Here is a 20,158-nt window from a genome sequence, read left to right as displayed (position 1 = left end):
CCGATTACGCCTTTTAACTGCAGGCGTTATCAGTTGGTTATTTCCACTGATTACTTCAGCGATTCCTGAACTACCTCAAACTTGTCAATGCTCTTGGTAGGGTCGTTCTTCTGCCAGTTGCAGGCACAGACTTCCTCAGATTGAAGAGCATCCAGTACGCGAAGAACCTCATCTACGTTGCGGCCAACCGCATCTGGGGTAACGGAAACAAACTGAATGATTCCATCAGGGTCGATAATAAAAGTTGCACGGTCTGCAACGCCTGCCGCATTCTCAACGCCAAGCTCACGGATAAGTTCGTGCTTGATATCGGAGAACATCGGGAATGGGACAGTCTTTAGCTCAGGGTGAGTGGCACGCCAGTTAAAGTGGGAGAACTCGTTGTCGATGGAGCCACCTAGAATTTGGGTATCGCGATCTTGGAACTCCTCATCGAGCTTGCCAAATGCGGCGATCTCGGTGGGACAAACAAAAGTAAAGTCCTTGGGGTAGAAGAACACTACCTTCCATTTGCCTTCATACTTGTCCAAAGAGATAGTCTCGAAGTAATCCTCAGGCTGAGAGGCGTTAACATCATGCAGGTCACCGCCTTTGAGGGCCACCAGCTCAAACTCAGGGAACTTCTCTCCTACTGTCAGGATTGCCATGTTTTCCTCCAATAAAACAAATGACGTTGTTTTCATTTCCATAATCAGCCGAAAAATCCAGGGATTTCAATCCCAGGTTTTCTCGGTCAACCACGGCAGATCATATTCAAATGCATGCCAAAAGATACCTGTGATTGCGATTTTTCCTTAGGGTTTAAGAGGCTTTATGCCACACAATAACCCCACATAATCCATCTCATAACAGGCATGCTTAATAGGTTTCACCATAGCGCCATGCACCTACAATCGTTTATACCTATTCCCAACTACAGTGTCAATACGACTTTACGATCTAAAGGGCTATAATAAATAGGTATGAGCAATAAAGGATACCGACCAACTCTCGCACAGCTACGAACTTTTGTCACAATTGCAGAAAATAAGCACTTCGGAAGTGCTGCAGCCAAGCTGTCTATTTCTCAACCATCCCTATCACAGGCACTGGTTGCTCTAGAAAATGGACTAGGTGTGCAGCTTATTGAGCGCTCCACGCGTCGGGTTATCGTAACCCCAGCAGGAGAAGCCCTCCTCCCTTTTGCCAAAGCCACATTAGACGCTGCAGAAGCTTTTACGTCTTATGCGCAGGGCGCATCCGGGACACTTTCAGGCCCCTTATCCTTAGGAATTATCCCAACGATTGCCCCCTATATCCTCCCGCAACTACTTGATTTAGTGCACGAGGACTTTCCCAATCTCGAGCTACGCATTATTGAAGAACAAACTAAGTATTTACTCCAACAATTGCGCGACGGCCAAATCGATTGTGCGGTACTTGCACTCCCCACAGAGCAGCCTGGGATTATCGAGATGCCTCTCTATACCGAGAACTTCCGAATGGTGTTGCACAAAGATCATCCATTCGCAGGGCGTAATGACCTCACTTTAAGCAGCCTGCGAGAGCTCGATCTCATCTTGCTTGACGACGGACACTGCTTGCACGATCAAATCGTAGATCTTTGTAAACAAGTAGATATTAATCCCGCCCGTTCCAAAAACGCCAAAATGCGCGCAGCCAGCCTCACCACAGTTATGCAGCTTGTAGGAGCGGGCCTTGGAAGTACACTGGTCCCCGAAAGTTCGATATCTATTGAGTGCGCTCGACCGAACGTAGCAACAGCAAGCTTTGCGCATGAGGTCACAGCCTCACGCCAAGTCGGCTTGGTATTCCGCGCCTCTTCCACTCGTACCGAGGAGTATCAGAAGCTCGGTTCAATTGTCGGACAGGCTTACCATAATGTCTTAGCTTCTATAGCATAGATACAACAAAGGTGCTGGGCAGCGAGTACTATATGTCGCTGATCAGCACCTTCTAATTCTATCTAAAGTCAGGTCTTTAATATTTCGGGTATGGACCGCCCGCAAGTTGCCTATATGCATGGGCCGTAGCGTTATACATCGCCGGAGCTACAATGACCCTTCCCAGGCCAAGGGTAAAGATCATCAGGACAAGAGAAATAAGTCCTGTAAGAAGCAAAAATCCGAGTATGCGAAGGTAGTGTTTCTTTCCAGTAGCAACCCCCCACAGAAGCGCGTCTTTCACTCCCCCTCGGCGATCTGCCGCATAATAAGCAGAAAAGTTTACAAACGGCTGAATTAGCAGAGAGATAAACATATAGACTGCCATCCCTCCCAGGAGGTAGGCAATAAGTTGTGGATCGTTCAAGGCACCAGAGACTTTCCATAGATTGATGCCCAACACCACGCTACATAAAAGCAATATCAAAAAATTGATCACCGAAATGACGATCAAGGTGAGGGTTGTAGGCCAATAGTTCACCTTTTGAAAAACAGCAGAGAAGGAAATACTTTTCCCGTCTATTTGGCGTAGCAATAATTGATACAAGAATGCAGCTAAAAACATGCCAATCAACGAGCTGATGATATTGAAGGCTGCATTATCAGTGTTTTCAGGTGCTGAGATAGAACTCGCATTGTCTTGAGAAAACATCGTTGCCATCGCCACGCTTATGCTTCCGCTAAGAACGATCAAAAAGAAAATAAAAGTACCGAAAATCCACAGCAGTGGACGGCTAAAAGTTATGCCAAACCCATATTTAATCGCAGATTTAATGCGAAGTTGAGAACCACTAGTAACCATGAATCGGTCTACATCAGGATGGATCTCCCTCCCCATTGATTTTTCATAAATGTAACCGTCTGCGGTGTCCCCAGTTTGATTCATTGCATTGACAGAATAACCGTTGTAGCTCCCTGTCTGATTCTCCCCAGAACGAGCAACCCCATAGGGAAAATCTGGCTTGTCTTCTGGATGATTAACCTCTGGATAAGGGCGAAAATCATCTGCCCCACCCTTATTATGATCTCCTGTAGATTTGCCGCTTTCATCAGAACGATCAGACATAGCACCCTCCGATGCATACATTTCTTGATAGTAAATAACGTGATCTTTATCCTATAGATTATCTATCTAAACAGAACGGGGGTGGAACTTAGCTCTTTTTTCGAGCACACACGTATTCAAGACAAAAAATATTACCTACATTGGGGGTATCAAGGGGAGCACGGTTCTTCTTTGCGAGTAGTCCGTACTCCAGCAGTCAAAGTTCTCTTACCCAGCGCCGCCAAGTACCATAGTTAGGAATTATGAGTACCGCGAAACATCAGCCCCATAATAAGAGGGACGTTGAGTCAAAGGCGATCCCAACTACTCCTGAGGAGCAACGGAGCTTGGCAAACTTCTCTCGAACAGATACCGAGCTACGCTCAACAAAAGAATCTCTTCGCGCACAACTTAGCCAGGTCAGTATCGCTGAGGAACGAGTCTTCCTTCGTCGTATTCTCAAAGCCTCTTCTAAGAGCGCAATCACAGCTATCTCCGCAGATATCCAACAGGCTCAGATAGCGTTATCGCAGAAAGCAGCGCTCATTCCCTCTATTACTTTTCCTGAGAATCTCCCGGTCTCCAGCCAACGCGACGCTATCGCACAAGCCATTACCAACAATCAGGTTGTGATTATTGCTGGAGAAACAGGATCAGGAAAAACCACCCAGATACCCAAAATCTGTTTAGAGCTAGGTCGCGGGGTACGTGGATTAATCGGACATACGCAACCGCGTCGACTCGCGGCACGCACTGTTGCCGAGCGTATAGCCGAAGAACTTGACCAAAAAATCGGTTCTTCAGTGGGGTATGCCATCCGCTTTGATGACCGTGTTTCTGCTTCTACATCCATCAAGCTGATGACTGACGGCATCCTGCTCGCAGAAATGCAGCGGGATCGATTCCTTAACGCTTATGACACGATAATTATCGACGAAGCCCATGAGCGCAGCCTCAACATCGATTTTATTCTTGGATACCTCAAACAGCTTCTTCCGCGCCGTCCTGATCTTAAAGTCATCATTACTTCTGCCACGATTGACCCAGAGCGGTTTGCGCAGCACTTTGCCAACGCAAACGGTGAACCTGCGCCCATTATTGAGGTCTCCGGACGTACGTACCCTGTTGAAATCCTTTATCGTCCGCTTGAAATCCCCGATGGGGAAAAGCTTATAGACGTAGATCCCATTGATGGGCTCATCCAAGCCATCCAAGAGCTTATGGGATATGGTCCCGGCGATATTCTTTGTTTCTTTGCTGGCGAAGCAGATATCCGCGAAGCGATGGATGCTATCGAAGCCAAACGGTGGAAAAACGTAGAGGTCACACCCCTCTTTGGGCGTCTCTCCAACCAAGAACAGCATCGAGTCTTTTCCCCACATTCCGGGCGCCGAATTGTTTTGGCTACTAACATCGCGGAAACCTCGCTGACTGTTCCGGGTATTCATTTTGTCGTGGACACCGGAACAGCCCGTATTTCAAGATATTCCACCCGGACCAAAGGCCAGCGTCTTCCTATCGAGCCTATCTCTCAAGCAAGCGCTAACCAGAGATCAGGACGCTGTGGTCGTGTTACAGACGGCATAGCAATTAGGTTGTACTCCCAGCAAGACTTTGAATCTCGGCCAGAATTTACTGATCCAGAGATTTTACGAACAAACTTGGCCAGCGTCATTCTCCGGATGGCTTCCCTCAAATTGGGAGACATTGAAAATTTTCCTTTTATACAAGCACCCGATACCAGAGCTATCCGTGACGGATTTTTACTGCTCAAGGAGCTAGGAGTCCTTGCAGATTCAGCCAAAACAAACTCCCCACTCCTCACTACAGTCGGCCGTACTCTGGCCAAGATACCTTTGGACCCTCGTTTAGCTCGCATGCTGATCGCGGCAGAAGAATTTGGTTGTTTAAGAGAAGCCTACATAGTGGTGGCTGCGCTGAGTATTCAGGATGTTCGCGAGCGTCCGCTAGAAAAACAAAGTCAAGCTGATCAGCTCCACGCACGTTTTAAAGACACAAGCAGCGATTTTCTTAGCTACCTTAAACTTTGGGAATACATATCAGAAAAACGCACCGAGCTTTCTGGTAATGCTTTTCGACGTACCATGCAGTCCGAATTCTTACACTACATGCGCATTAGGGAATGGTCAGATCTTATTCGTCAGTTACGTAGCATCGGCGAACAAATTGGATGGACCAACCCAGATGACATTGCAGGTCATCTCATCCCAGATAACCTGCACAAAGCTCTCCTAGCCGGACTACTGTCTCACATCGGTTTAAGAGATGGCGATTCTAAGGAATTCATAGGAAGCAGAAACTCCAGGTTTTTGGTGTTTCCTGGTTCCTCATTGGCCAAGCGTCCCCCGCAATTCCTTATGGCGGCAGAGCTTGTGGAAACTTCACGGTTATGGGCGCGTAATGTAGCGGAGATCGATCCAGCGTGGGTCGAACATATAGGTAAAAATCTGCTCAAGCACAATTATTCTGAGCCGTATTGGTCTACAAAGCGCGTAGCAGCCATGGTGCACCAAAGATCTACGTTATACGGTGTTCCGATTATTGCTGATAGGCCAGTCGGGTATGCTTCCATCGATCCTCGTGCTGCTCGCGATATGTTTATTAGAGAAGCCCTAGTCAATGGTAATTGGACTACTCATCATAAGTTTTATCGTCGTAACGCAGAAAAACTACTCTCAGCTGCGCAAATTGAAGAAAAAATCCGACGTCGCGATGTTGTAATCGATGAAGATGCTCTCTATAACTTCTATGATTCCAGGCTCCCAGATCACATCACTACAGGACGTTCCTTTGACCGCTGGTGGAAAACAGCCGTCCATAAAACGCCTCATCTTCTAGACTTTGATCTGGAAAAATTGCGCCGAGGTGAGTCAGCAAACGTCAATGAAGAAGACTTCCTCGATATTTGGCGCCGAGGTTCTTTAGAATTCGGCTTAACCTACCACTTTGATCCCAGCGCCGAAGATGACGGTGTCACTGTTCTTGTTCCGGTACCATTACTGGGAGGACTCGATGCAGACGGGTTCGAATGGCTAGTTCCTGGTTTGTTAGAAGATCTGGTTACTGAGCTGATCCGTTCTTTACCAAAACACCTGCGTAAAACCGTTGTTCCTGCACCAGATTTTGCCCATAAAATCACCACCATGCTGAATTATCGCGATGGTTTCCTCTATCAACGCATCGCCGAATGTCTATCTGAATTGGGGCGTCCTGGAATATCTGCGGATGATTTTAACCCGAACACACTCCCTAAACACCTCAAAATAACATTCGCTGCTGTAGATAAACGCGGACGTATCATTGATCGGGACAAATCGCTCGATTCCCTCAAATCCCGACGTTCTGAACAAATCCGAGCTTCAGTTTCACGAGTGTCCCATGCCGTCGAGCAATCCTCTGCTAAAGAATGGACGCCTCAGTCTCTAGGCACTATCTCACAAGAAGTGACTACAAAGGTCGATGGACAGCTGGTTACCACGTATCCAGCCCTCGTTGTTACCCCAGAGGGTATTTCGGTCAAAGCCATGCCCACTAAGCGTGAGGCCGATATCTCTATGTTTACGGCCACACTAACGTTGCTGCTTAAAGCAACGCCTGTAAATACTCAGAAGATGCTCAATGGCCTCCCACTTCAGCAACGAGTTGCTATAGAAAACTATCCTCACGGTGGGGCCACAGGCTTTGTCAACGATGCTCAAGTTGCAGTTGTAAGAGACTTGATCATTGCTAACGGTGGCGCTGTGAGATCACCAGAAGAGTTTTCTAAGTTACAAACGATTATTAAACCATTAGTTCCGAGTAAGGTACGCGCAATAGTTGTCGAGCTAGCCCCTGGCATTAACTCTTATCTCCGCGTTAAATCCGAGATAAACAACTGGACCGGCCCAGCCATCGACGACATTAATAATCAGCTCAATTTTCTCCTTCCACCGCGGGCGATATCCCAACATGGGGCACACCGCCTCAAGCATCTCCCAAGGTACGTGCAAGCAATCACGCTTCGGCTCGAAGATATGGAGCGCATGCCAGACCGGGATGCAGACAGGCAGTTACTAGTTAATCGACTAGAGCGAGGCTTAGCACAAAAAATCCAAAAATCTGGACAAGGAAAATCTGCTCACCAAGTACGTGATATTCAGTGGTTGATTCAGGAATTACGTGTCAGCCTTTTTGCCCAACGGCTAGGGACTACGCAATCAGTTTCTGAGAGAAAAATCGCAAAAGCAATCGAACAGCTCTAAAGGCTACGATCACGACGACGCATCAACCGGATCTCAGATTCAAAATCATCGGCGCTCTCAAATGATTTATACACAGAGGCAAAACGAAGATAGGCAACCTCATCTAGTTCCCTCAGAGGATCCAGAATCGCTAGCCCTATGTCATTTGCATGGATCTGAGAACTTCCGTGTTTCCGAATACGCTCTTCTACTTGCTGAGCTAATCGTTTTAGTGCGTCTTCACTCACATCGCGCCCTTGACAAGCTCTCCGCACTCCGACGATAACTTTATCTCGGCTAAATGGTTCCGTTAACCCGTTCCGCTTTACTACTAATAACTGTGCTTTTTCTACAGTAGTAAAACGACCACGACATTCCGAACACTCACGACGCCGTCGAATCGCTGAACCAGCATCAATCATTCTGGTATCGATAACTTTGGAATGCTCATGATGGCAAAACGGGCAGTACACTTTAAATAATCCCTACATTCGATAACCGTTTAACTAACGTAGTTTAAAGGCTACCGCACCAACCCAAACATACATATTAAAAAGAGCTTCTAAGAAAGTGCAGCACTTGCTTCTATCGCTGAGAGGTCACTCCTGCTTGTAGCATCGCAGAACCAGGAACCTCTTGCGGGAGAACTTCAGACGAGTTTCCGTCGATTTCACCAGCAACGATAATGCCAAGAAGAAGACAAAGTCCAAAGGCAGCACCAGCAAGCGCATTACTGAGGTGTTCTTTCCAACCCGGAGTTAGTGTGCTCAACGAACTCCGGCGCGTCTTATGACTGGATTCACAATATCCAGCTTTTTCAACTAAAGAAAGCGTACGAACACTCGTTTCAACATTATTATCGTAATTCGCGTCTATATCCCACACCTCAGACGCGGGAACAATTTGAGCGCGATCCATACGGGAATTAACCACCGTTTGAGGGCGATAAGCCAGCGTCATTGCATTTCCTAACTTTTCCCAGCAAAGAATTATCTCTATCAATCAAGCGATAGAGTCACTATAAAAATCTCCCCAAACACATAACACAAAGATGCGTTCATATGTTCGAGTAATCAATCACATGTTCGATTTTTACACCCTTTCGAACATATGGTCAAGTTTTTCATCCATTTTTTCGAACAGATGAACCTAAGCCGGCAAAGATAAGCTAAGGTAAACAGCAGTAGAGAACGAACACGTTCACGGAGCATCAAATAAAATTTTCAAAACTCTAAAGGGGGCATAACACCATGACAAAACAACCAAATAAACAAAACATCACCGAAACTGGCCAAAAGAAGCTTTCCGAGCGCCAGCGACGCATCCTTGAAGTAATTAGAGATGCCGTTGTCTTGCGAGGCTACCCACCAAGTATTCGAGAAATCGGAGATGCTGCAGGGCTGCAGTCCACTTCTTCTGTGGCCTATCAGCTCAAAGAGCTGGAGAAGAAAGGCTATTTACGCCGCGATCCCAACAAGCCGCGCGCAGTCGACGTTAGGACGCTACCTGAATCCAGCGCGTCAAAACCAGGCAGGAAGCAAAACCTCAAAGCTAAAAAATCACCCGTCCCCTCCGAGACGTCCCCCACCAGCTTCATTCCTATTGTCGGATCCATTGCCGCAGGTAGCCCAATTCTGGCCGAAGAAAACGTCAATGCCTACTATCCCCTCCCTCAAGACATTGTGGGAGACGGTGAACTCTACATGCTCGAGGTTGTAGGCGAGTCCATGCGAGATGCCGGGATCCTCAACGGAGACTGGGTGGTCGTGAGGGCCCAACCAGTCGCAGAACAAGGAGAATTTGTTGCAGCCCTAATTGATGGAGAAGCAACAGTAAAGGAATTCCACAAAGACGCCTCAGGAGTGTGGCTGCTCCCCCACAACGATGCGTTCTCGCCAATTCCCGGTGATCAAGCAGACATCATGGGCAAAGTAGTCTCCGTCATCCGGAAGCTCTAACTCACACCCTTATCTTTTTAGATCGCACAGCATTACTCCCCCTATTTCAGGGAGAACATAGAAATCAAGATAAACATCACATTCAAAGGAAAACGGACACTGACACCTTGACTAACGTCCACTTTTCCCAAAAAAGATTTTGATTCATGTCCGAACATTCGTGATTCATTTGTCTGTTTGACTGTTTTATCCACTTAGTCATGACAAAATGACAAGAGATAAGTTTTGTGAAAAACCACGGTTCGGGCATCGGACTTTTCCGATATTTGATTTCACTCGAAGGGATTGGACATGTACTCAGAAGAACGACGGCGCCAAATAGCCTCTCTCACGGCGGTAGAAGGACGCGTCAATGTCACTGAGCTTGCCGCCCGGTTTGATGTTACTGCTGAGACTATTCGTCGAGACTTGGCGGTGCTCGACCGTGAAGGGGTTGTTCATCGCGTTCACGGCGGCGCGGTAGCAAACCAAACTTTTCAAACCACCGAATTTAGTTTAGATACCCGTGCGCGTTCCGCATCCGGAGCTAAAAATTCCATTGCGCATGCTGCTCTATCCTACCTCCCTGAATCTCATGGTGGAATGTTCCTCGACGCAGGAACAACTACGGCCGCGCTAGCGGAACTCTTATCAGTCCAACCTGCCGCAAAGCACTGGTCGATCGTTACCAACAGCCTTTCTATTGCGTTGACGCTTGCAAACTCAGGCCTCGATGAGATTCAGCTCCTTGGCGGAAGCGTCCGCGCAATTACTCAAGCAGTTGTGGGTGACACTGCACTGCGAACCTTGGCCCTCATGAGAGCAGACGTCGCGTTTATCGGAACAAATGCGCTAACAATCGATCACGGTCTTTCCACTGCCGATTCTCAGGAGGCAGCCATCAAATCTGCCATGATCACTAATGCCCATAAAGTGGTCGTTTTGTGCGACTCAACAAAAATGGGAACCGATTATCTAGTCAGCTTTGGTTCAGTTAAAGACATAGACGTAGTGATTACAGATTCAAATGCTCCTGAATCCTTTATCAAAGCCCTCCGTGAGCATGACGTTGAAGTTATAACTGCATAAATAAACGCCATGCGGGCGGCCACTTTAAGTGGTCGCCCGCATGGCCGTAGCTCTATGTGAGCTATTTTATGGCTGAATGATAGATCTCACAGCCGCACGTGCTTCTTTAGCGCCTTCAGCATCCAATGCTGCTTCCGCTGCTTTTTTGCAGGTTTCCATATCAACAGCAGCAAGCTGAGCCCCAACACCCGCAATAGCTGTGGAGGCAGCCGATAGCGAGTTAACGCCTAATCCGGTAAGCACACAAGCCAACAATGGGTCAGCAGCAGCTTCACCACAGACTCCCACCGCGGTACCAAATCGAGCGCCTTCTTTGCATGTATGCGCAATAAGACGCAATACTGCAGGCTGCCATGGGTCAGTCAGGTATGCCAACTGTGGAGACATGCGATCCGCCGCCATGGTGTACTGAGTAAGATCGTTTGTGCCAATCGAGACAAAATCAAGATGTGGCATAAGCTTATCCGCCATCAAAGAAGCAGCTGGAACCTCAATCATGGCGCCGGCAATCAAACCTCGGTCTGCACATAAACCAGCAAACCATTTCGCTTCACGCGCAGTTGCCACCATCGGTGCCATAACCCAAGTCGGTGATTTCTCATCACGACCAAGATCTGCGGTGGCCTTAGCAATAGCATCAAGTTGTCGAGTCAGAAGAGCCTCATTGGCGCGCGCTACCCGGAGTCCCCTTACGCCAAGGGCTGGGTTCATTTCATCTGCCATAGAGGCAAAGGCAACGGGCTTATCAGAACCGGCGTCTAGGGATCGAACAACAACCTTAGAGTCTGGGAATTGCTCCAAGACTTTCTTATAGACTTCTGACTGTTCCTCAACGCTTGGCTCCTCCGTTGCAGTGAGGAAGCACATCTCGGTACGGAACAGTCCGATGCCTTCTGCCTGGCTATCAGTGGCAGCAATGCGGGCAGCCTTGCCGTCCTGAACATTAGCCAGCAGCTGCACACGATGCCCGTCTTTGGTGGTCGCTGGCCCTCGCCATTGCGCAATACGCTCCGCAAGCAACTTGGACTCTTGTTCCGCAGCACGGGCGGTTTCCGGGTCTGCTTTAAGGGTCACGGTCCCTAGGGCGCCGTCGACAAGCACAGGCTCGCCGAGCTGCACTTTATTAATCTTCTCTCCAGCTGCGACGATACAAGGAACGTTCAGTTGTCGAGCGATAATAGCGGTATGACTGGTTGGACCACCTAATTCAGTTACTAATCCCACAAAGAAATCAGTGTTGAGCGCGGCAGTATCCGCAGGAGAGAGATCATCGGCGAAAAGCACAACCTGCTCTTCTACATCGGGGAGACCTGGCTCCGGTTCGTCGCGAAGCTGTGCAATAACGCGATCACGAATATCGCGAAGATCTGTGGTGCGCTCAGCCATGATTCCACCGGCAGCCTCAAACAACGAAACAAATTTAGTAGTAGCAGCGACAACAGCATACTCAGCTGGATGGCCACCTTGTGTGCCCTTTTTCACAGCTTTTCTCCAGCCACGATCGTTAACCATGCCTGCAGTAGCTTTCAAGACCTCAGAAGCAGCGCCTTCTGCCCGTTGTGAGCGATCAAGCAAACGCTTAGCGACGGCGTCTGCAGCAGTTATAAAACGTTCAAACTCAGCCTCACGTAGGGACTCCTCGATCACTTCACCAGCCTGCGGTAACTCGGGACGCGGGCTAATCCACACAGCTTTTGCATAACGAACACCCGAGACCACTCCAGTGCCTTTAAAAACTGTGTCAGTTGCAACGTTATTCAAGGTTTCCACCCATCTTCACAGTTGAAGTTTATTCTCCCTACACATCACCATAAACTCAACATTTCCGCAACCAAACAAACAGAGAACTATTGACAAACAGACACAAGTGGGCATAAATTGGGCATTGGTTTCAACATTTTTCCAGCAGAAACGGTAAAAACGGCGGAAATCAACATGTTTCAACTCTTCACAAAATGCCATTTTGTTAGGAGGTGACTATGGCCACCGTCGAAGAGGTTCAGCTTAGACAGCCCGCAATTGTCACTCTGACAAATGATCTGGGCCGCTGTAGTGTGACACAGCTTTCTCAACAATTTCGTGTTACTCCCGAGACAATCAGACGCGACTTAAAAAGTCTTGAGCACCAAGGATTACTGACGCGGGTCCACGGTGGCGCCGTATCTGGCTTCTCCATGCCTCACGTAGAAGTACTCGCAGTGGATGATGATGACGATCTTCCTATCCATCAGTCGCAACGGCGCAAACAAGCTATTGCGCATGCAGCTCTGCCACTCATACCAAGCCCAAACGCGGCCATTTTTATTGATGCAGGGTCTACAACAGAGAGTTTCGCAGGAATCCTGGCCCGCAACTACGTCGGACAAAACTGGCTGATTGTTACCAACTCACCAAACGTGGCTAAAACCCTTAGCGGCGCCGGGGTTCCCGATGTGATGATTCTTGGTGGGACGCTTAAAGGAAGAACTCAAGCAATTGTTGGGAAAAGAGCCGAAGCATCTTTACGCACTCTAAAAGCAGACATCGCTTTCATGGGGACAACCGGCCTCAGCCTCAAAGCAGGGCTAACAACATCCGACCCGCGAGAAGCATCCATTAAAGCGACTATGATCGCACAATCTCGATGCATAGTCGCGCTATGTGATTCTGGAAAACTGAACCGAACTTCTGACGTTACTTTTGCCAGCATTAACGATATCGACTTCCTAGTAACTGACCGGCATGCTCCCAAACAACTACAAGATAGCTTCAACCCATTCAACACCCAGGTGGTGATCCCGTGATACTTACATTCACGCCTAATCCGAGTATTGATACAACGCTTACTTTAGATACCGCGCTACAACGTGGATCTGTACAGCGCCCAATCTCGAACAAAAGCGTAGCCGGCGGAAAGGGGGTAAACGTATCTCAAGCGATAGCAAAAGCAGGCCAGGAAACTATCGCTCTCTTCCCTTCCGCCACCAATGATCCTTTTATAGAGCTGGTCAAGCAAGCTAACATTCCTGGACATGCGGTACCAGTCTGTGGCCATGTTCGCGTCAACACCGCCGTCACCGAGCCTGACGGGACAACGACAAAATTCAATGATCAAGGCGCAAAGCTAGATTCCACAAACATTGAAACTTTGGAATCTGAACTTCTTGCTTTTTCTCAACGCGCATCTTGGGTCGTTCTTTCTGGTTCTTTGCCACCCGGAGCGCCGATAAATTGGTACTCCCTACTCGTGGAAAAGCTGCAACAAAAGATTCCCGGAATTAACATCGCGGTTGACACCTCCGATAAGTCGCTTGTTGCACTAGCCAATGATTTTGATAAGGCAGCGCCCACAATAATCAAGCCCAATGGCATGGAGTTAGGACAGCTCGTTGGAGTTGAGGATATAGATTTTGAAGCCGAAGCTGAAAAAGGTAACTACGAGCCCGTAGTGTCTGCAGCAGAAAAATTATTAAAACAGGGGCTGGAAGCCGTATTGGTAACGCTGGGTGCTTCAGGAGCGGTACTTGTCTCCGCAGCTGGGGCATGGATAGCTCAGCCTCCAAAAACCACCGTTGTTTCCACCGTAGGCGCTGGCGATTGCACCCTCGCTGGCTTTATCATGGGACAAAGCTCAGGTTTGTCCCAACCCGAGTCTCTTGCTCTAGGCGTTGCGTACGGCAGCGCGGCAGCTGCCTTGCCTGGTACTACTATCCCAACGCCTGATCTTGTAGATGTGGCAGGCACTCGAGTTTTTGCTTTTACTAAGATCAAAGTTTCCTAGCATACTCGGATTCGCTCGGAATGCCGCGTAGCACTGTTTTTTAGTTACCGCCTCTTCTCTCGCACAGTTCACCTTCCACCGCCACTATGAAGGACAGCTATTTCTCATCCTCCTTGAGGCGAACGGAAGCTAGCCTCAAGGAAAAACATGGCTCAACCTATAATCACTACCTCGCTGGTGAGGTTGGACGCTGAGTTCGGTCCAACTCCGGCAGATGTTATTTCTTCTCTCACCTCCATTGTTTCTGATGCTGGGCGAACAGAACATGCAGAAACGCTCTTCGCCGATGCAATGGCACGAGAAAAAAATGCTAGTACTGGCGTCCCCGGTGGGATTGCCATCCCCCATTGTCGATCCGAATCTATTCACACCCCCACTCTTGCTTTTGTCCGGCTCAAAAAAGGAGTGGATTTTGGGGCTCCCGATGGCACTGCTTCCCTTATTTTCTTGATTGCAGCCCCTGCCGACGGCGGAAAAGAGCACCTAAAGATTCTTTCCAAACTAGCTAGAGCACTCGTTCGGAAAGATTTTATCGAGGCTTTAGAAAACGCTGCTTCTGAAACACAAGTGGTTAACTTGGTAAATAGGGTCATCCATCCAGCTCCAGACACTGACAGCCCGACAGTTTCCCGTTCTTCAGAAGCTACAACGAACGATAAAAATCAGGTTATTCGCGTCGTCGCGGTAACAGCTTGCCCTACCGGCATAGCCCACACGTATATGGCTGCGGATGCACTTAGTCAAGAGGCCTCCAAGCGCAACGATATTGAATTGGCGGTAGAAACCCAGGGGTCTTCGGCGGTTACCCCTCTTTCACAAGAAACAATCACCGCCGCCGACGTGGTTATTTTTGCCACTGATGTCGGCGTAAAAGACAGAGAACGCTTTGCGGGTAAACCGCTGATCGAATCTGGGGTTAAACGAGCTATCAACGAACCAGTAGCAATGTTGGAAGAAGCTATTCTTGCAGCTCACGATCCACAAGCATACAAAGTTCCAGGAACTTCGTCTTATCAACAAACAACTCACAAATCAGCTTCAAGCGGGAGCCTAAGTCTAGGAAAGAAAGTGCAGCAGTCAATCATGACTGGTGTTTCCTACATGGTTCCTTTTGTCGCCGCAGGTGGGCTGCTCCTCGCATTGGGATTCCTCTTTGGTGGGTATGACATAGCTGATGGTTGGAAAACGATTGCTAGTGAATATTCGATTACTAACCTGCCTAGCAACACTGTAACTATCAATGGTTCCGATATAACTTTTGATAGATCAGGACTCTTGCTTTATCTCGGTGCTGTCCTTTTTGCCACGGGGCAAGCAGCAATGAGTTTTATTGTTGCAGCCTTGTCTGGCTATATTGCTTATGCTCTAGCAGGTAGGCCAGGCATAGCCCCTGGTTTTGTTGGCGGTGCCATCTCCGTAACCTTAGGCGCTGGTTTTATTGGTGGTCTTGTTACTGGATTGTTAGCAGGTGTCATTGCACTTTGGATTAGTTCCTGGAAGACGCATCGGATTGTTCAATCGCTCATGCCAGTGGTTATCATCCCACTTCTCACATCACTGTTCATAGGGCTCATTATGTTCCTACTGCTAGGCCGTCCTTTATCTGCGGTTATGATGGGACTTCAAAACTGGCTAGGAACAATGTCTGGTTCTTCCGCTGTTCTTTTAGGCATCATCCTTGGCTTAATGATGTGCTTTGACCTAGGAGGCCCGGTTAATAAGGCTGCCTACCTTTTTGCCACAGCCGGTTTATCAACAGGCGATCAGGCTTCCTTGCAGATCATGGCAGCAGTTATGGCGGCTGGGATGGTTCCACCCATTGCGCTATCCCTTGCCACCCTTATCAGAAAAAATCTTTTCACCCCCGTGGAACAGGAGAACGGTAAATCGGCTTGGTTACTTGGCCTTTCCTTTGTATCTGAGGGCGCCATTCCTTTTGCAGCGGCCGATCCACTCCGCGTCATCCCATCAATGATGCTAGGGGGCGCGGTTACCGGTGCGATCACTATGGCAACCCACGCTATCTCCCGAGCTCCGCACGGTGGAATTTTTGTTTCCTTTGCCATCGAACCTTTTTGGGGTTTCATTCTCGGAATAGCATCTGGGGTATTGGTTTCCGCTTTTTCTGTAATCTCACTAAAAAGCTTCTGGCCGAACAATACAACGCAACAGGAAGCTGCTCAGTCCCAAACATAAAACTATCCCAGGCCTCGCCAGGATACCTAAAACAACCAAATGCAAAGCATTATGACAATTCTATGCCCGTTTAATGGAAAAACCGACAGAATCGGAATAGAATTGGGCATAGAACCTACAGAGGAAACTTTAATCATGCTTTTTGTGCGGCGTTGAGGCTCTCATGCACACTAAAAGCAACTATAAGATTCTCCGAGGTTAAAGAAAGCGTTAGAATTTGGCGCTTTAGAGCTGAATTCAGCACTATGAAAGGAATATTCCATGGCTTCTAAGACCGTTGCAGTCGGCTCCGCAGTTGGCCTCCATGCACGCCCCGCTTCCATCATCGCAGAAGCAGCTGGCGAGTTCGATGAGGAAATCTTCCTTACTCTTGAGGGAGAAGATGATGATGAAACCGATGCAGCTTCATCCTTGATGATCATGGCCCTCGGTGCAGAAAAAGGCGATAAAGTCACCGTTACTTCTGAGAATGCAGAAGCAGTTGAAAAGATCGCAGCCTTGATTGAAAAAGATCTTGACGCTGAATAATCTTTTCTAGAAAGCGCTGAGGTTAGGTAATCACCGCACCTCGGCGCTTTTCTTATGCCTTCCGTCATCCTCTGTCTTACGTTGCCATACACAAGAACTTAGCCAGAAAACCTCTCCTACCAATCAGCATGGAATAGATAGAAAATATTTTTGTTGACATGTCATATAAAATATTTTCTAAAATACCTCAGATAATAAAAAAGGAATTACCATGCAATTTGGAATTTTTACCATCGGCGATTTAACTCCGGACCCTATTACTGGTGAGAATCCCACGGAACACGAACGTATTAACCGGATCACCGAAATAGCCCTCAAAGCAGAAGAAGTAGGACTCGATGTTTTTGCTACCGGCGAGCATCATAATCCACCTTTTGTACCTTCCTCCCCTACTACGCATCTGGGATATATCGCCGCTAAAACCACCAATATCCAGCTCTCCACGTCGACCACACTCATCACAACAAATGACCCAGTAAAGATTGCCGAGGACTACGCTTTTCTCCAGCACCTTGCACAGGGACGAGTCGATCTCATGCTAGGCCGTGGGAATACTGGCCCTGTTTACCCTTGGTTTGGTAAAGATATTCGCGACAGCCTGCCGCTAGCCGTAGAAAATTATCATCTGCTTCGCAAGCTCTGGCGCGAGCCAGTTGTTAATTGGCACGGTAAATTCCGTACCCCTTTACAAGGCTATACGTCTACCCCAGCACCGCTTGAAGCCGTACCACCTTTTGTTTGGCATGGCTCTATCCGTTCTCCACAGATTGCTGAGCAAGCCGCATATTACGGAGACGGGTTCTTCCACAACAATATTTTCTGGAACAAAGAGCACACAGCCAAAATGGTTAGGGTTTATCGCAAACGCTATGAGTCATATGGGCATGGGCAAGCAGATCAGGCGATCGTTGGGCTTGGCGGACAAGTATTTATTGCAGAAACAGAATCCGAAGCCAAACGTTTTTTCCGACCTTATTTTGATAATGCCCCTGTCTACGGTCACGGCCCGTCACTAGAAGAATTCTCCTCGTTAACCCCCTTAACTGTGGGTACAGTTGAGCAGGTTATCGAACGAACGATGCAATTTGCAGACTGGGTCGGCGACTACCAGCGCCAAATGTTTCTCATTGATCATGCGGGACTTCCGCAAGAAGTTGTTCTGAAACAAATTGAGATTCTAGGAAAACAGGTGGTACCGGAATTGCGTAAACGTATGGAAGCCCGCCGTCCAGACCATGTTCCTAGCAATCCCCCTAGCCATAAATGGCTTGCCGAACATAGGGATTCGCCTCATTTCCTTGTTGATCCAACACCTAAGGAGTCTTAAACTATGCGCTCTCTTGTTGTCATATCAGCAGGTTTGTCCACCCCTTCAGCTACCACAAATGTTAGCGACACTATTGCTCGCGCTGTATCTGCTGCGGTGACTGCACGTGGCGAATCTTTAGAGACTCACGTAGTTGAATTATCTGAATTAATCCCGGATCTTAGTACCGCATTATCGACGGGCATCGGAACTCCACGTCTAGAAGAGATCAAGCAAAAAATATCGTCTGCGGATGCTCTCGTTGCGGTGACCCCAGTCTTTAAAGCAAGCTACTCCGGGTTATTCAAAACTTTTTTTGATGTTCTTGATCAAGAAGCTCTCATCGATATGCCGGTGCTGATCGGTGCAACTGCAGGTACTGCGCGCCATTCCTTGGTTCTGGACTTCGCGCTGCGCCCGCTGTTCACCTACATGCGCGCAGTAGTTATACCCACAGGGATATTTGTTGCTACAGAAGATTTTGGCAGCATCGAGTCAGAAGAGCTCCGGACAAGAATTCAGCGAGCCGCCACTGAACTAGCAGAGCATATAGTTAATGTTTCCTCGCAGGTAGACGGTCTCGGAGACTTTATGGGAAAAAACGAAGTCCGACGACACAGCGGCACTAATCCACAGGAGAATCTGATTCCCTTTAGCGAATTACTACGGGGGCATACAGGGAGCTCACTCCTGAGATCAGGGAAACAGGAAACCCACGTCAGCATCCCGAGAAAAAGAAGAATCCCGTGTCCCGATCAGAGTTCACAGATCGGGACACGGGACTCTTTTAAAATCGTGCTGTTTGTCCCTCGCCAACGCGAGTGTACAACCATCGCAGGATTGGGTAGAAGACGATGATGCCCATGGAACCCCAAGCGATACCTTGAAGCTCAACGCCAAAGACTGTGAGAGTCAGGTTCCCGATTCCCGCAATAAGTGCCACGGCTGCAGCAGTAAGATTCACAGGATTATTAAAATTGACCTTGTTATCCTGCCAAATCCTCACACCAAGCATTCCAATAAGGCCATACAAGACGATAGCCGCGCCGCCGAGAACACCCGTAGGAATAGTGAAAATGAGCGCTCCGAACTTCGGGATGAAAGCCAAAACAACTGCGGTCAAAGCCGCAATCCAATAAGCAGCTGTTGAGTAGACTCGCGTTGCTGCCATAACACCAATGTTTTCTGCATATGTGGTGGTACCTGATCCACCGAAGCCTCCGGCAAAAGTAGTTCCTAGACCATCCGCGATGAGTGCGTCGCCAGCCAAATCGTCTAGATCACGCCCGGTCATCTCACTCACGGCTTTGACGTGTCCTACATTCTCCGCGATAAGAACGATCACCACTGGCAATGTCACCAGGATGGTGTGCACAGTAAATTGCGGTGTATGGAACTGCGGCAGCCCAATCCATGAGGCATCGTGAATAGCGGTAGTTGCGCCTTCAGAAAGGTTTCCGGTCAGGGCGGCAAAGACCCAGCCTATGATGACACCAATGAGGATCCCCAGCCTGGCTATCATTCCGCGCCCAGCAACCGTAAAAAAGAGGATCGCAGCCAGAGTTACCGTTGCTACCAGCGGCTGCGCTTGAAAATTAGAGGTAGCCGCCGGAGCAAGATTAAGCCCGATGAGCGCAACAATAGCACCCGTGACAGCAGGTGGCATAACAAGATCGATAACTCGTTTACCAGCGGCTTTGACAATAAAACCCACCGCGATAAGCACAAGGCCTGTGGCCACTACGCCACCCAGCTGGACAGCGATACCCTCACTTTGGGAGGCGATCAGCGGCGCGATAAAGCCAAACGAGCTTCCCAAATAAGAGGGAAGCCGGTTCCGAGTGATCAGGAGGAACAGCATGGTGCTGATTCCAGAGAAGAGCAACGTGGTATTCACAGGGAAACCAGTCAGGGTAGGCACCAGCAACGTTGCACCGAACATTGCTATTACGTGCTGCATGCCGATACCTATGGTCCGACCCCAACTCAATCGTTCTTCTGGTGCGACTACGGCACCAGGGGCAATCGTCTTACCGTCGCCGTGAAGGGTCCATCCCCAGGAAGTTTTGCTCACGAGCCTTTATCATCACTCCCAAAGGGGCTTTTCTCCAAC

15 protein-coding genes and 1 pseudogene are annotated in these 20,158 nt (G+C 48.5%); 10 read left to right on the top strand and 6 right to left on the bottom strand.

Going from position 1 to position 20,158, the window contains the following annotated elements:
* Positions 1 to 50: 50 nt before the first annotated feature.
* Complete coding sequence (locus CpATCC19410_RS07050) at positions 51 to 647, bottom strand: peroxiredoxin (protein WP_014300742.1); 597 nt, start codon at positions 645 to 647, stop codon at positions 51 to 53.
* 315 nt (positions 648 to 962) lie between these two features.
* Here CpATCC19410_RS07050 and CpATCC19410_RS07045 point away from each other — a divergent pair, with 315 nt between their 5' ends.
* Positions 963 to 1,904 (top strand): hydrogen peroxide-inducible genes activator, encoded by a 942-nt coding sequence (locus CpATCC19410_RS07045; RefSeq protein WP_014401229.1) that lies wholly within the window; start codon positions 963 to 965, stop codon positions 1,902 to 1,904.
* 76 nt (positions 1,905 to 1,980) lie between these two features.
* On the opposite strand, the gene CpATCC19410_RS07040 is transcribed toward CpATCC19410_RS07045, so the two are convergent.
* The gene (locus tag CpATCC19410_RS07040) at positions 1,981 to 3,009 is read right to left on the bottom strand and encodes a hypothetical protein (RefSeq protein WP_013242084.1); all 1,029 of its coding nucleotides are present in this window, start codon (positions 3,007 to 3,009) and stop codon (positions 1,981 to 1,983) included.
* Positions 3,010 to 3,251: 242 nt separating this feature from the next.
* Here CpATCC19410_RS07040 and hrpA point away from each other — a divergent pair, with 242 nt between their 5' ends.
* Positions 3,252 to 7,250 carry an ATP-dependent RNA helicase HrpA gene (hrpA, locus tag CpATCC19410_RS07035; protein WP_014522731.1) on the top strand — a complete coding sequence of 1,333 codons (3,999 nt, stop codon included), beginning with the start codon at positions 3,252 to 3,254 and terminating at the stop codon, positions 7,248 to 7,250.
* Here the strand turns inward: hrpA and nrdR are convergent.
* On the bottom strand, positions 7,247 to 7,702 hold the full coding sequence (gene nrdR / locus CpATCC19410_RS07030) for a transcriptional regulator NrdR (RefSeq protein ID WP_013242086.1): 456 nt from the start codon (positions 7,700 to 7,702) through the stop codon (positions 7,247 to 7,249). The genes hrpA and nrdR overlap by 4 nt on opposite strands.
* Before the next feature lie 112 nt (positions 7,703 to 7,814).
* The gene (locus tag CpATCC19410_RS07025; RefSeq protein ID WP_014300746.1) at positions 7,815 to 8,189 is read right to left on the bottom strand and encodes a hypothetical protein; all 375 of its coding nucleotides are present in this window, start codon (positions 8,187 to 8,189) and stop codon (positions 7,815 to 7,817) included.
* Positions 8,190 to 8,479: 290 nt separating this feature from the next.
* Between CpATCC19410_RS07025 and lexA the strand changes: the two genes are divergently transcribed.
* Positions 8,480 to 9,187, top strand: a complete 708-nt coding sequence (gene lexA, locus CpATCC19410_RS07020; protein ID WP_013242088.1) for a transcriptional repressor LexA — start codon at positions 8,480 to 8,482, stop codon at positions 9,185 to 9,187.
* Between the two features lie 291 nt (positions 9,188 to 9,478).
* Positions 9,479 to 10,255, top strand: a complete 777-nt coding sequence (gene sugR / locus CpATCC19410_RS07015; protein WP_013242089.1) for a transcriptional regulator SugR — start codon at positions 9,479 to 9,481, stop codon at positions 10,253 to 10,255.
* Positions 10,256 to 10,321: 66 nt separating this feature from the next.
* Here sugR and ptsP read toward each other — a convergent pair whose 3' ends face one another.
* Positions 10,322 to 12,025: a phosphoenolpyruvate--protein phosphotransferase gene (gene ptsP, locus CpATCC19410_RS07010; protein WP_013242090.1), complete on the bottom strand. Its 1,704-nt coding sequence runs from the start codon at positions 12,023 to 12,025 to the stop codon at positions 10,322 to 10,324.
* Positions 12,026 to 12,234: 209 nt separating this feature from the next.
* On the opposite strand from ptsP, the gene CpATCC19410_RS07005 reads away from it, so the two are divergent.
* The 6 genes and pseudogenes from CpATCC19410_RS07005 to CpATCC19410_RS06975 all read left to right on the top strand — a co-directional run.
* A complete protein-coding gene (locus CpATCC19410_RS07005) occupies positions 12,235 to 13,038 on the top strand; it encodes a DeoR/GlpR family DNA-binding transcription regulator (protein ID WP_013242091.1) in 804 nt (267 codons plus the stop codon).
* Positions 13,035 to 14,015, top strand: a complete 981-nt coding sequence (locus CpATCC19410_RS07000) for a 1-phosphofructokinase family hexose kinase (protein WP_013242092.1) — start codon at positions 13,035 to 13,037, stop codon at positions 14,013 to 14,015. Before CpATCC19410_RS07005 ends, CpATCC19410_RS07000 begins: the two co-directional genes overlap by 4 nt.
* Positions 14,016 to 14,162: 147 nt before the next feature.
* Entirely contained in the window at positions 14,163 to 16,211 is a 2,049-nt protein-coding gene (locus tag CpATCC19410_RS06995; protein ID WP_014401232.1) for a PTS fructose transporter subunit IIABC, read from the top strand.
* Between the two features lie 261 nt (positions 16,212 to 16,472).
* Complete coding sequence (locus CpATCC19410_RS06985; RefSeq protein ID WP_013242094.1) at positions 16,473 to 16,739, top strand: HPr family phosphocarrier protein; 267 nt, start codon at positions 16,473 to 16,475, stop codon at positions 16,737 to 16,739.
* Between the two features lie 211 nt (positions 16,740 to 16,950).
* Complete coding sequence (locus tag CpATCC19410_RS06980) at positions 16,951 to 18,066, top strand: CE1758 family FMN-dependent luciferase-like monooxygenase (protein WP_013242095.1); 1,116 nt, start codon at positions 16,951 to 16,953, stop codon at positions 18,064 to 18,066.
* 3 nt (positions 18,067 to 18,069) lie between these two features.
* Positions 18,070 to 18,729 (top strand): annotated as a pseudogene (locus tag CpATCC19410_RS06975) (FMN reductase); the annotation flags it as partial.
* A 103-nt stretch (positions 18,730 to 18,832) separates the two neighbouring features.
* Here CpATCC19410_RS06975 and CpATCC19410_RS06970 read toward each other — a convergent pair.
* The gene (locus tag CpATCC19410_RS06970) at positions 18,833 to 20,119 is read right to left on the bottom strand and encodes a uracil-xanthine permease family protein (protein WP_013242097.1); all 1,287 of its coding nucleotides are present in this window, start codon (positions 20,117 to 20,119) and stop codon (positions 18,833 to 18,835) included.
* Between the last annotated feature and the right edge of the window lie 39 nt (positions 20,120 to 20,158).

The organism is Corynebacterium pseudotuberculosis (genome assembly GCF_002155265.1).
Classification (GTDB): domain Bacteria; phylum Actinomycetota; class Actinomycetes; order Mycobacteriales; family Mycobacteriaceae; genus Corynebacterium; species Corynebacterium pseudotuberculosis.
The sequence above is the reverse complement of the archived record's forward strand: the minus strand, read 5'-3'. Positions and strand labels throughout refer to the sequence as shown.